Consider the following 14,194-nt stretch of genomic DNA (forward strand, 5'->3'; position numbering starts at 1 on the left):
TTTATTCGTACTTTTCTAAAGCGTTCGATCATATAAAAAAAACATGTCTAAAATAGTTTCTAAAGTTGAAGTGTTTGCCACTGCAAAATTGAGTGACAATATCGATCCAAGATTTCTCTATCATAATCTTAGACATACACAGCGTGTTGTAGATGGTACAAAAGAACTCATTGAAGGCGAAAAAATTGGCGATGAAGAAAGCGAGTTACTTTTAGTTGCTGCTTGGTTGCATGACCTTGGCTACACTGTTTCTAACGAAAATCATGAAGAGCATAGCTGTAAGATAGCTAAAGACTTCTTAGCTCAACACAAAAGCCAAGATACATTTATAGCTCAGGTTTGTAGCCTTATTATGGCTACCAAAAAGAATTACGAGCCAAAAAATGAATTAGAGAAAATTATACGCGATGCCGATTCTTCTCATTTTCATGTAAAGAACTTTATAGCTACTACAGAATTATTACGAGAAGAGCTTTCTCTTTTAGGTAAACAAAGTAAAACTTCTGCAGATTGGCGAGATGAGAATATTATTCTACTACGTACAAAACATCGTTTTTATACAGAATATGCGATTGCTAATTGGCAAAAAGGAAAAGACAAGAATATTAAAAAACTCATTAAGGCCAAAAAGAAACACAAAGAGCTAGTTAAAAAAGAAAGCCTAAAAGCGAAATTTAAGGGAGAGTTACCAGATAGGGGAATACAGACCTTGTATAGGGTTACTTTACAAAATCACTTAAAACTTAGCGATATTGCAGATACGAAGGCAAACATATTACTTTCCGTGAATGCCATAATTATTTCAATGGCATTGGCAAATTTGGTTCCAAAATTAGATAATCCCACTAATGACTATCTCTTTTATCCCACATTTGTCTTTATAATTTTTAGCGTTGTTTCTATGGTTATGTCCATTATTGCGACGAAGCCGAACATTACTACCGGTCAATTTACCGAAGAAGAGGTAACTACCAAAAAAGTGAACTTATTATTCTTCGGTAATTTTCATAAAATGAAATTAGAGCAGTATAATTGGGCAATGAACGAACTTATTAAAGATAAAGACTATATCTACAGTTCATTGACCAAAGATCTTTATTTTTTGGGTGTTGTTTTGGAAAGGAAATATCGAATTCTACGTTGGACCTATACCGTTTTCATGGTAGGTATGATAATTTCAGTAATCGTATTTGGCATCGCGCTTAAATTCTATGGTCCCGAAAGAATCTTGGAACTCCCCGTGATGCAGCCATAATTAAAAAGGCTATTCTATCTGCATTTAGAAAGAATACGTTAAGTGCATTCGTTAGACTCCGAAAGTCATTAAAAGTATACACAACAAAATGCCGATTGCAGCAATTACAATAGTGAACTTTAAAGCTTTTGCCAATGCTGGCTCTTTAGTTTGATTATTTATATTTACCCTGGTCATGAGCGGTGGTCTATTTAAGATTATACCACAAAATTATGTCGAAACGGGTTTCGGGATTAACTATATAACTAAATTTCTTGCCTTTATTACGATTTTCTTAACATTTCACGATAAAGCTAGACGATTATAATTCAACAACTTACACTTAGCTCATTTGAATCATAGCTTTTTTAAATGTAGCTTTTGGAGCCGAACATATGGGGCACTCATACGCGTCATCAATATCTTCAAATTTGGTACCTGAGGCAATATTAAACTCTTTATCACCATAGGTCGCATCATAAACCGTTAAGCAGTCTTGGCATTGATATAACGATTGTGTTGCTTCTATAACTTCAACACTTGTCGTTTCTTCATCATCTTCGGCGCGACCTAATTGATCGAAGTACATTTTACTTAATTCCATCAACAACCCAGGTAATTCTATCTTATCAATATCTTGGGCATAGGTAATGTACTTCTGACTATTAGGATCAAAATGCTCAAAATGCAGCACGTTATATGTTGGGCGGACTTCAAATTCTTTAACAATGGTGGGTAAGCTGTTCTTTTCAATAATCACCGAGGCAAAGTGCGAACGTTTACCCACCTCATTGCTGATACCAAAAGTGAGTCCGTAAGTACTTATATCATTTTGATCAAAACTTCGAACCAAATACTTCTTTAACTCCAACGCCTCGCCATCATCAATAGGTACATGCCAATTCATCTCTAATTGAGAGTGCCTTACATTGATTCCTCTTTTACCTAAAAAGCGCTCTAAGGCAGGTCTGCTAGATTTCTTAATACCTTTTACAACAAAAGATTTCCACGGAGTAATACAGATTTTACCAATACTATTATCCAAACAAAAGCCACAGAATTCTTTTAAGAAGGAAAGGTCATATTTATTGTTTCTCCAATAAAGACCAAGCCAATACATATCTGATCCCAAACGGTTCATGCCTTCATAATACGGAAATGTCTGAAAAGGAACCTTCAATTCCTTTTCCATAGTTTTGTTGTTGGTTTCTAGGTTCTTGTTCATCACAAAGAACAACTCATCTATATCGGTAATATCTTCATAAATTTCTTCGATCTGTTTTGAAATAGAATTGATATCCCAACTATAAATAAGCACGGGATAAAAAGCTGATGATTTCCAGTGTGGTAGTTTAATATTCAGGTACCAATAATCTTCTTGTTCAGATGCTATAAAGTTGAGGTTACCACTAAAAATAGGAACCAAGCGTTGTTTTGGATCCGTAATATTGATTTTCAACTTCGGCAAAAAATCAAATCCTTCTAAAATATATAAGTAGGTAGAACCCTTTAACCAATGCGTCATATCAAAAATATCTGCAGATACATACGAACTTACAATGTTCTGATAAGTACGATTAGCAATAATATCGGTGTTGAATTTCGAGATACTTTCTAGCTGTTCTTCTTTTGCATCCTTTAGTGGAAACAAAATATCTTGTCGAGACCCAAAATTCACACTTGTGAGTCCGGCAGACTCCAGCATGGTAATAATATCTTTCAATTCACCAGGAGATGTAACACCACCTTTTATCAGTATTCTATGAAGATCATCGTTCATGTCTCGCTATTTTAATTTGCTAATACCAGTTGTTTCTTTAATACATCTTTAATCTCGGGCTTACAACTTCCGCAGCCCAAACCGGCACCGGTTTCTGAGCATAGTTTGTTGAAATCTGAGCATCCACCGTTTATGGCATCTATTACATTGCCTTCACCAACTTGGCTGCAAGAACACACCAATTTACCTTTTAGCGGTACAGAGGTCGATGCTCCACGCAGCAACTCATTTCGTTTTTCAGATAGTTCGATTTCTTCTTCTATTAGTCTTTTAAATTCTGCAAACTCATTTTTATCACCCAATAAAATGGCACCTTTTAACGTATCATCTTTTACAATACACTTCTTATAAAAGCGCTTGCTCACATCCATTAAAATAATTTCTTCATAAGAAGAATCTCCTATGGGTGAATTCACCATACCGATACTGCAGAGATCCAGATTTTCGAACTTTAAAATGTTCATCAATACCGAACCATTGTAGATACTACTAAAGTCCCCAAGTATAAAATTAGCCGCAATATCTGCTTGCTGCTCGGCAGCTGAGGTAATACCGAAAAGTGAGTTTTTGAACTCCGCAATTTCTCCCAAAGCAAATATCGATGGATCAGAACTTTGCAAGTACGAATTTACGACCACACCTCTTCGGGTTTTGATCCCCGTAGGTTTTGCCAATTCTATATTCGGTCTTGTACCAATAGCATAAACTATGGCGTTGCACTTAATAGAACGCCCTGTTTTAAGATTTACAGATAAGCTATGTTTTTGATCCTTATCTTCAAAAACAGTACTTACTTCATTATCGAAATACAGATTTATACCTCGTTCTACCACATCTTCTGCCAATAAACGACTGGCAATAGTATCTAATTGACGCTCCATTAAACGCGGTGCACGTTGAATGATATGAATATTAATATCTATTTTCTTTAAAGCGGCGGCAAGCTCTAATCCTAGTAATCCGCCACCTACAATAACCACATTCTGGTCTTTTGCCTGCAATCCAGTTTCTGACAAATATTTTCTAAGTTTATCTGCATCGCCTCTTTCGCGCATGGTAAAACGACCCGGTAATTGTATTTGTACATCACTTGGTATAAATGCCCTACTACCGGTTGCCATGATCAACAAATCATAGCTGTGCTCTTTTCCGTCAGAATCTAAAACTGTTTTATTTTCTGCATCAATATTGTCGATACCAATACCCTTATGTAAAGAGACCTCTAGCTTTTGTAACTCGCCATCTTTTAACTTCTCTAAGGCTTCCCACGAAAGCTCATCACTAACATATTCAGGTAGTAATACACGATTATAAAAGGGATCTTTCTCTTTTGAAAAGACGTGTAATTCGTCAATACTATTTTTTTCTCTGTACGATTGTATAAAGCGGTATGCCGCAGCACCTGCACCAATTACAACTACTTTCTGTTTTTCTTTTACAAACTTGGTAACCTCAACGGCGCAGTATTTAAAATCTGGCTCTTTTGACACGGGATCGACCAAATCGTTGGTTAGGTTATTTGCCCTTCCAAAATCATTATTCAATACTTTACCCCAATGCATGGGTAAGAAAACCACCGATTCTCGAATATCATAATTGAGCTGCACTTTTACCTGCACTTGGCCTCTTCGGCTTTTTACAACCGCAATATCGCCTTCCTTTATTTTTCTCAAATAAGCATCTACTGCATTCATTTCTAGATAAGGCTGCGGTATATGGGTCAATAACCTTTTTACTTTACCTGTTTTGGTTCGGGTGTGCCATTGATCACGAACGCGCCCAGAATTCAAAATTAGCGGATAGTTATTATCGGTTTCTTCAGACTTATTATACAATGTCGATGGTGCATTAAAATGTGCTTTCTTGTCATTGGTAAAGAACTTACGATCCGTAAATAATCTTGGTGTACCCTTATGTGTTTTATGAGGTACCGGCCACTGAAAACTTCCTTCATTAATCAAACGCTCATATGATAAACCAGAAATGTCTATTTCCGTGCCTTTTGTCAATAAACAGTGCTCGTCATAAACCTCACTACTATTCTTATAATCGAAGCCTTTATAGCCCATTGCCTGAGCAAAACGCCATATAATTTCTGCATCGGGTAAAGCTTCACCTGGTGCATCTATTACTTTAGGCAAATGACTTATGCGCCTTTCTGAATTGGTCATGGTACCTTCTTTCTCTAACCACCCTGCTGCAGGCAATAATAAATCGGCAAATTTTGTGGTCTCTGAGTTATGAGAAATATCTTGAACTACCACAAATTTTGCCTTTTTTAAAGCTCTTTCTACTTTATTAGAATTAGGCATACTTACCGCAGGGTTGGTACAAACGATCCAAACTGCTTTTAACTTTCCTTCATTGAGGGCATCGAACATTTCTGTTGCCGTGTACCCTGGCTCTGCTTGTATTTCGCCACCTCCCCAAAAGTCTGACACTTCTTTTCTATGCGCCGCATTTCCTAAATTTTTATGTGCCGCCAATAAACTTGCCATCCCACCGACTTCTCTACCACCCATGGCATTTGGCTGACCTGTTAATGAAAACGGACCAGCACCTGGTTTGCCTATTTGCCCCGTTAAAAGTGACAAATTTAGTAATGATACATTTTTAGCTACACCAATAACACTTTGGTTCAACCCCATAGTCCACATACTAATGAACTTTTTGGCATTACCGATATATTCGGCAGCTTTACGAATATCACCTACAGGAATACCACATTTTTTTGCGGCTTCTTTAAGGGTTAGCGTATAGGCCATTTCTTTAACCGCCTCATAATTTGCGGTGTGCTTTTTTATGAAGGCGGAATCTATTTTTCTTTTCTCAATTAATCGGCGGGCAATGGCATTGAAAAGAATAACATCGGTACCAGGTAATATCTGTAAATGTAAATCTGCCCCTGCGCACGTCTGTGTTTTACGTGGGTCTACAACAATTATTTTTACCTGCGGATTCTCTTCTTTATGCTTTTCCAATCTTCTATATAAAATAGGATGGCACCATGCCGGGTTAGCCCCTGCAATTAGGAAGCAATCTGCCAGCTCAATATCTTCATATGAAATTGGAACGGAGTCTTCGCCCAATGTTTTCTTATACCCTACCACGGCAGAACTCATACATAGTCTAGAATTGGTGTCTATGTTGTTCGTACCTATAAACCCTTTTGTTAGTTTATTGATGAGGTAGTACTCTTCCGTTAAGCACTGACCAGACACATAAAACCCTACACTGTCCGGACCGTGTTTGGCAATAATGCTTTTAAATACTGCGGCAGCACGCTCAAAAGCGGCATCCCAAGAAACACGTTGCAAGGGGTGATTTCTGCTCCACTTCATTTCTGGATATAGAATTCTATCGGTAGTGTCTTGAGCTACGTAGTTAAGATTACGTCCTTTGCTACACAGCATGCCTTTATTAGATGGGTAATCGGAATCACCATCTACCGAAATAGTTCCTTTTGCGTCAACATCTACAAGTATACCGCAGCCAACACCGCAATAGGAACATATTGTTTTATGAGTTTTATTACTATTCATTTTATCAGTGATAAAGAATGGTTCAGAAGTATACTGCAAATTATAAAAAGTACGTATAAATACGTACTTTTTTATCGTAAATGTTCTGCGTATAATCGAGTGATCCGCAATTATTCTGCCTTAAGACTGAGAATGGATCAATAAATAGGAAAGTGAGGTGTTGAAATGTTAAAATGGAATGTTGACTGAGTGAACTGTACTGAGAATACTTTCAAGCGGAATTGACTGTCTTAACTACGGACATTTCTTGAGAAAATTTTGCTAAAAATGCCATCATCACAGCAATAATGCGGTAAAGCATATTATCGCTTGAACTAGTAACAACCTCTGTTCTTTATTAACTATCTAAATTATATTTTGGTTGTATTGAAGGTAAAACAGTCTTGAGCTTTTCGTAATAGGGTTTCCAATTAGCATAGTTTGGTTTTTCTAATTTTAAATCTACTATCGCTTTTTTCGATTCATAATTTTTGTCATTACATAGTTTAGAAATAATTAAACCTCTAAAATTAGCATCTAGCGTACCTGCTAAAATGCCATTATTTTTTCTATCATGCCAGAGTATACCCTGATTTTCAAGCTCATCCATTCTTTTTAGAATGTTCGGCAAATACAAATAGTTATCTAAAAACTTTTTACCATCACCGTTGATGTAATTTTTGATTAGTTCAATACCTTGCTCAATTTCCTCATGAGTAGTTGCATTAAACCCAAAAGTTCCTTTAGTAGTCCAATCGTAAACGGTAGGTAAATGATGACGTTTTTTCTCTTTAAAAAAATCCTGAAAATAATCCAGATCTAAAATATAATCTTCAACTTCATAATGAGTTATACCAAAACCAGAAAATGTAATGTCTCCCATATCAAAAAAATTGAAACCGATTTTGATGGCGATACCGTTTTTAAAATAAATAAAACAAGGATTGCCACCTGTTTTGAATGATTTATATTCTAAAGGTTGTAATATGGGTAGTAGACTGTCAAATAATATTTTACGTTTTTCTGTGGTAGTCATAGAATTAATTTCTTGGGGCGTAAGTGAAGTTTTTGTTTTTTGTATCCAAATTAAGTCCTAAAGATATTTATCTCCGAAAATATTTTTTACCATTACAACCAACAACCAAACAAGTTCTTAAATCAAATTATGCTTCTGTGCCTTTTTAGAAAGGTCAATGAGGTTTTTTACATCCATCTTACGCATTAAATTAAAACGATGTGTCTCAATAGTACGTTTACTATTTTGAAGTTTTTCTGATATCTGTTGATTGGTTAAACCAGATAATACCAACTCTAATACTTTCAATTCTTTATTCGTTAAATCAAAAACATTATTAGCACTTTTACGAGGTGACTCTTCTTTAACGACCTCTTTTTTTGCTCCCAATAAGTTATTGACCAAAACATTACTTATGTCTCCACTAAAGTATTTACCGCCTTCTCTAACGGTATGTATTGCCTTAATGAATTCTGATTTATCGGTATCTTTCAATAAATACCCATTTGCACCAGAGCTAATAGATTTTAAAATGTATTCTTCTGAGTCGTGCATAGATAGTATAATGGTCTTCACTTCAGAATTGCTTTTGGTCAATTCAGCTACGGCATCAATACCGTTCATAACGGGCATTCTAATATCAATGATTAAAAGATCAGGATTTACCTTCGCTACCAATTCAATAGCTTCTTTACCATTCGATGCTTCACCGATCACTTCCAAATCAGATTCAGATTCTAATAAAGAACGGATTCCGTCCCTAACCAAAGCGTGATCATCTGCCAATACTATCCTCGTTGTTTCACTCAAAATATAGGTAATTATACGTACCGTGCTAAATTACATATTTTAAAAACAAAAATACGGCCTACACAACCAATGCTGTATAGACCGTATAACTAACTAAATTCTTGTAAAACTCTATTCTTTTTTGCTATTCAAAAATTGAGGCTTGATCGTTAATTGTACCCAAGCCCAGTTTTGACTACTTTCCGCTAAATCTTCTGTAACCCCTTTAAGTTCATACATACCATCTGCAGCGAACATTTGAGAATATCCGATTGCAAGACCGTAGCCATTGAATTTCTTGGCAAATACCAAATCAATTTCGGTACCCAAAGATTTTTCTCCGCTTGGTAATTCTTGCTCTCCGCTAAAGTTCAACACTTTCACCAATAAACTAGATTGCTTTCCTAAATCGAATTTTGCGCTTGCATGAATATCAAAAAGACCCACTGAATTAGCATGGTTACCTACGTAGAAATAATCCATGAATCCGTTGAACTTATGGTTGGTTCCGTATAAAGGAAAAAATGCTTCTGTTTTATCTGTAGTATCAGCCTTGTTACCGCTGATTACTTCCGTACCTACACCCAACATCACTTTATCACTTGCTTTATAACCCAATTCCAAACCTAATAAATACGCACTGGATTTCACTTCGTTTTGTCTTTCTCCTGTTTGTAAAAATAAGTTAGCTTTCGCATTGAATTTCCCTTGTTTAAAATTTAAGTGCGTACCAATTGTCTGTAGATTGCTTACACCGTCTGCAGCACCTTCGGTATCGAAATTTTGAAATCCGTTATTCAATGCCAAAATACTACCAGAGAATTTATCCCATTGTTGTTTGGCATATAGATATTGCATGGTTTTATAGGTAAAAAAACCAGATGTATTATAAGCTGTACCTACAGATTGAAATCCTGTTGGGTTATCAAAATCTTGACTAAAAGCAAGACCTACATCTAACATAAATTTATCTTTCTTATACTTTAAAAGTCCCGCGTCATGGTTTCTACCTTGTTGCGCCCAATCCAATCCGCCGAAAATACGCTGGTCGTCATATGAAATTACTTGTCTACCTAACTTAGTAGACCAGCCTTTGCCTAAATTAATGTTTGCCCATGCTTCAAATACAGCAAAAGAGTCGTTCTGGTCATCTGGTAAAATTTGTCTGTTCTCACCCCAAACCATTACATCTTGTATGCTTAAATAAAATTGATATGCTTCCGATTCATACTTTGCATTTAAACGTGCACGTGTAGAAATTGCGAAACCGGCATCTGCAGCATCAGGAATTAGGCTTCCGAAACCATTTCTATATTCTGTTCTTGGTCTAAACTGCCCGTCTAAGGTAAATTGGGCATAAATTGAATTTGCTGCCAGAAACAATAAGGTGATGAGTAAATATTGCTTTTTCATAATCGTAATTTTTAATGTTTGATTGAGTTATTTGTTAGTGTTCTAAAAAGTCTATTAGGTGTTTTCTGTACGTGTAATAATCATCGTTCTCTAAAACGGATTTACGAGTTCGTGGTCTTTCAAAATCTATGGATAGGATATCTCCGATTTTAGCACTTGGTCCACTGGTCATCATCACCACACGATCTGCTAAAAAGATGGCTTCATCGACATCATGTGTAATCATGACCGCAGTAATCTTTTCTTTGTTCCAAATTTCTATGAGAATATCTTGCAGTTCTCCCCTGGTCAAAGAATCTAGCATTCCAAAAGGCTCGTCTAGCAATAATACTTTTGGCTTTATGGCAAATGCTCTGGCAATACCTACACGTTGTTGCATACCTTGAGATAATTCTGATGCTTTTTTGTGGAAGGCATTTTCTAGACCTACTTTATGTAAATAGTATTTGGCAATGTCTTGACGCTGCCCTTTAGTTGCATGCGGAAAAACCTGATTTACCCCAAGTAATACATTCTGCAAGGCCGTCATCCAAGGCATTAAACTTGGAGATTGAAATATGACCCCTCTATCTGGACCCGGACCTTTTACCGGATTTCCCAGTACTGAAATATTACCGCCAGAGATAGGGTTCAGCCCTGCAATCATAGAAAGCATGGTTGTTTTACCACAACCCGAATGCCCAATTATGGTTACAAATTCTTCTTTTAGAATCTGCAGGTTCAAATCTTCAAGTACCACATAATCTCCTTTTGGGGTTGGGTATACCTTTTTTAAATTAGAAAGGTCAAGCATTACATTATCAGGATAGACAATGCCATTTTCTGAATATACTTCGTTAGATTGTTGTGTTGTGTTCATTTGCTATTTCTTTAGGCTACAAAGCTTTTAGGCGTTAGCTCTGGTAATTTATATTCTACATCAGAAACTGTTTTTCTTTCATCACCAATATCCATTAAGTATTCAATAATGGCGTTTCTCGTTTTCTTGTATTCAGGATTATCGTTCATTGCCGTTTTATCCCTTGGTCTTTCAATGTTAATTTTAAACTCGGGACCTAAAGTTGCATTCGGACCTGGTTTTAAAGGAATTATTCTATCTGCCATATAAATACCTTCGTCAACATCGTTAGTAATCAACAATGCCGTACGCTTGTCTTGACTCCAGATATTCAAAATTTCATCTTGTAGGTTTCCTCGGGTCAAAGCATCTAAGGCTCCTAAAGGTTCATCCATAATGATCATTTCAGGATTCATGGCCAAGGCACGGGCTACCGCAACCCTTTGTCGCATACCACCAGATAATTCTTTTGGTCTTTTATTGATTGCAGGACTAAGGTTTACCATACCTACATACTCTTTTACCCTTTCCATCAGCACTTTTTTACTCTCTTTAGGAAAAGCCTCTTTAACGGCCATGTAAATATTTTGACCTACCGTTAGCCATGGTAAAAGCGAATAGTTTTGAAAAATCACGCCACGTTCATGACTGGTATCTGTAACCGGAACTCCTTTAAACAGCACCTCACCGCTAGTTGGTTGTAACAAACCGTTTATAAGATTTACCAAAGTGGTTTTTCCACTTCCGGTAAAGCCTACAATAGCAACAAACTCTCCTTCTTCCATAGTAAGGTTGATATTAGAAAGTACCTCTGTACTGTTCTCTCCCTCACCATAGGTTTTGTATATATTATTTAGTTCTAAGTATGCCATGTTCTATCTTTTGAAGGCGTTATGCCATTTCATTTTTATTGAAAGAAACCATATTCTGTACAGCCAGCATCAGTCTGTCTAACAAGAAACCAATGATACCAATGACGAACATTGCCACAATGATTTTTGAGTTAGAATCGTTAGCCCCGTTTTGAAACTCTTCCCAAACGAAAAGCCCTAATCCCTGACTTTGTGCTAAAAGTTCAATCGCGATCAATACCATCCAAGCCACAGAAAGTGTAATACGTAGTCCCGTAAAAATCAGTGGTAACGAAGAAGGTAAAATTACCTTGAACACTTTTTGAAAAGTGCCCAGCTTTAATACCTTGGCAACATTGATATAATCTTTATCTACAGATGCAACACCCATAGCCGTATTGACCAACGTTGCCCACATGGCACAAAGACCAACACTAATAAATGAGATAACAAATGCATTATCAGAACTATCACCGATATACAATGTCTTTACGATCATAAAAACCAACAGGTACCATACCACTGGCGATACTGGTTTAAATATTTGAATGAACCAATTGAAGGCGCTTCGTAATGACGGACTAAGACCTATAATTATCCCTATAGGTACTGCGATAAACATTGCTAAAAGAAAACCGGCAAATACTGTTTTTATACTTGTTAAGACTATATCTACAAATGAGGCTCTACCTGTATATACAATTGGATCTTTACCTTCAGCAATCATTTTTTCATTAGTAGCCGCCATTTTCTTAGCAAATGCATTTTTCTTTGCACCAATTAAATTATGATCCGCTATTAACGATTGTAGTGAAGCCCATACTTGAGAAGGCGATGGCAATGTATTTGGCTGACAACTACTGTCACCAGATTCAATACATGCACGTTCTGCAGCAGCAGCCTCTTCGCCTCTTTCCGTTAGCGCTTTTTCAATTCTGTAATCTGCTTCTTTATTGTAAAGTGCCTTAGAACCCATTTGCCATAAACCAATAAACATTAAGATGGATAGAAGTGTTATACCAGTATTTTTTAAGGATTTTATAATGCCATCTTTTTTAATACTTGGCGTAAGTTTCAAAAGCATTTGCTTCAAACTAGAAGACAAACTATTTTCGTTTTTTAAAACCATTTCTTGTTCCATACTATTTAATTTTAGGTCAATGAATTACTTTAATTATTTCTTGTCTTTGTTTCCGATCGAAAAACTATTGATATACCCAATTGGATCTTTGGCATCATAGCTTGTGCCATCTATAAAGTCTGCAGTTGCTGCTTTGTAACCGTCTGTATCTGGAACATCTGCTGCTGGTATCTGCCCTTCTGCAACCAAAAGATCTGCGGCTTTTTTCCATATATCTGGTCTGTAGATATCTTTTATTGTACTTGCGTACCAATCAGAAGATTTTGATTCAGGAATTTGACCCCATCTACGCATTTGTGTTAAGAACCAAATACCGTCAGAATAGAATGGATATGTTGCGTTATACTTGTAGAAAACATTGAAATCTGGCATTTCGCGCTTGTCTCCTTTTTCAAATTCAAATGTACCTGTCATAGAATTTGCCAACACTTCTTTTGGTGCACCTACGTATTGTGACATTGATAATATTTCTACCGCTTCAGCTCTATTAGTTGGTTCATCTAACCACTTACCAGCTCTGATCAATGCTTTGGTTACCGCTATGGCTGTATTCGGATTTTGCTCTACGAATTCCTTCGTCATTACAAATACTTTCTCAGGATTATTTTTCCAGATGTCATAGTTTGTTGTAACCGGTACACCAATACCTTTAAAAACCGCTTGTTGGTTCCAAGGTTCACCTACACAGTATCCGTAAATAGTACCTGACTCTAATGTAGCTGGCATTTGTGGCGGAGGCGTAACAGAAAGTAAAACCTCGGCATCTATCTGCCCTTGAACATTATCTGCAGTATACATACCTGGGTGAATACCTGCTGCAGCTAACCAATAACGCAATTCGTAATTGTGAGTAGAAACCGGAAAGACCATTCCCATTTTAAAAGGTTTCCCTTCATTTTTATACGATGTAATTACCGGTTTTAAAGCATCTGCCTTTATTGGGTGAATTGGCTTGCCATCAGAATCTGCAGGTACATTTGGCTTCATTTTAGACCAAACATCGTTAGATACCGTAATTCCGTTACCATTTAAATCCATTGAAAATGGAGTAACCAATTCTGCTTGTCTACCAAAACCTGCTCCTGCAGCAATTGGCTGACCTGCCAACATATGTGATCCGTCTAATTGACCATCGATTACACGGTCTAAAACATTTTTCCAGTTAGATTGTGCTTCTACCGAAACGAAAAGTCCTTCTTCTTCAAAAAAGCCTTTTTCTTTTGCAATGGCCAAAGGCGCCATATCTGTAAGTTTTATAAAACCAAATGTTAATTGAGGCTTTTCAATATCCAACATTTTAGTTTTTGAGGCTACCGCTTCTTCAGCAACCGATTCGGCTTTCTTACTCTTTGTATCTCCACAAGCCGTAAATACCAAGGCGAGGGAAAGCGTTAAAATAGATGAGGTAAAAATGTTTTTCATAATCTTATAATTTAGTGTTCTACGTATTAATACTTATTTCTACAAATATATACGTAACAGCATTTTTCATAAATGATATTAGCGAGGTTTAAACCTCTTTTTAAAACACATTACAACCTCTTAAAAAACCATATTAAAAACTGCCAAAAAACAGTTTTTAAATAATAAAACATTGTTTTACAGAAACTTA

General features: G+C 36.4%; 10 protein-coding genes. 1 reads left to right on the top strand and 9 read right to left on the bottom strand.

Annotated features, from left to right (window positions below):
• Positions 1 to 43: 43 nt before the first annotated feature.
• The gene (locus tag CLV90_RS01315) at positions 44 to 1,255 is read left to right on the top strand and encodes a Pycsar system effector family protein (protein ID WP_133685723.1); all 1,212 of its coding nucleotides are present in this window, start codon (positions 44 to 46) and stop codon (positions 1,253 to 1,255) included.
• Between the two features lie 322 nt (positions 1,256 to 1,577).
• Here CLV90_RS01315 and CLV90_RS01320 read toward each other — a convergent pair whose 3' ends face one another.
• The 9 genes from CLV90_RS01320 to CLV90_RS01360 all read right to left on the bottom strand — a co-directional run bounded on the left by CLV90_RS01320 (position 1,578) and on the right by CLV90_RS01360 (position 14,004).
• The gene (locus tag CLV90_RS01320; protein WP_133685724.1) at positions 1,578 to 3,014 is read right to left on the bottom strand and encodes a rubredoxin; all 1,437 of its coding nucleotides are present in this window, start codon (positions 3,012 to 3,014) and stop codon (positions 1,578 to 1,580) included.
• An 11-nt stretch (positions 3,015 to 3,025) separates the two neighbouring features.
• Positions 3,026 to 6,556, bottom strand: a complete 3,531-nt coding sequence (locus CLV90_RS01325) for a nitrate reductase (RefSeq protein WP_133685725.1) — start codon at positions 6,554 to 6,556, stop codon at positions 3,026 to 3,028.
• A gap of 337 nt (positions 6,557 to 6,893) precedes the next feature.
• Positions 6,894 to 7,571, bottom strand: coding sequence for a hypothetical protein (locus CLV90_RS01330; protein WP_133685726.1), 678 nt, complete (start codon positions 7,569 to 7,571; stop codon positions 6,894 to 6,896).
• Between the two features lie 117 nt (positions 7,572 to 7,688).
• Entirely contained in the window at positions 7,689 to 8,360 is a 672-nt protein-coding gene (locus CLV90_RS01335) for a response regulator transcription factor (protein WP_133685727.1), read from the bottom strand.
• Positions 8,361 to 8,471: 111 nt separating this feature from the next.
• Complete coding sequence (locus CLV90_RS01340) at positions 8,472 to 9,752, bottom strand: alginate export family protein (protein ID WP_133685728.1); 1,281 nt, start codon at positions 9,750 to 9,752, stop codon at positions 8,472 to 8,474.
• A gap of 34 nt (positions 9,753 to 9,786) precedes the next feature.
• Positions 9,787 to 10,611 (bottom strand): ABC transporter ATP-binding protein, encoded by an 825-nt coding sequence (locus CLV90_RS01345; protein WP_133685729.1) that lies wholly within the window; start codon positions 10,609 to 10,611, stop codon positions 9,787 to 9,789.
• Between the two features lie 11 nt (positions 10,612 to 10,622).
• Complete coding sequence (locus CLV90_RS01350) at positions 10,623 to 11,462, bottom strand: ABC transporter ATP-binding protein (protein ID WP_133685730.1); 840 nt, start codon at positions 11,460 to 11,462, stop codon at positions 10,623 to 10,625.
• 19 nt (positions 11,463 to 11,481) lie between these two features.
• A complete protein-coding gene (locus CLV90_RS01355; RefSeq protein WP_407943375.1) occupies positions 11,482 to 12,525 on the bottom strand; it encodes an ABC transporter permease in 1,044 nt (347 codons plus the stop codon).
• A gap of 90 nt (positions 12,526 to 12,615) precedes the next feature.
• Complete coding sequence (locus CLV90_RS01360) at positions 12,616 to 14,004, bottom strand: CmpA/NrtA family ABC transporter substrate-binding protein (protein WP_133685732.1); 1,389 nt, start codon at positions 14,002 to 14,004, stop codon at positions 12,616 to 12,618.
• Between the last annotated feature and the right edge of the window lie 190 nt (positions 14,005 to 14,194).

The organism is Maribacter spongiicola, from assembly GCF_004364165.1.
GTDB lineage: Bacteria > Bacteroidota > Bacteroidia > Flavobacteriales > Flavobacteriaceae > Maribacter > Maribacter spongiicola.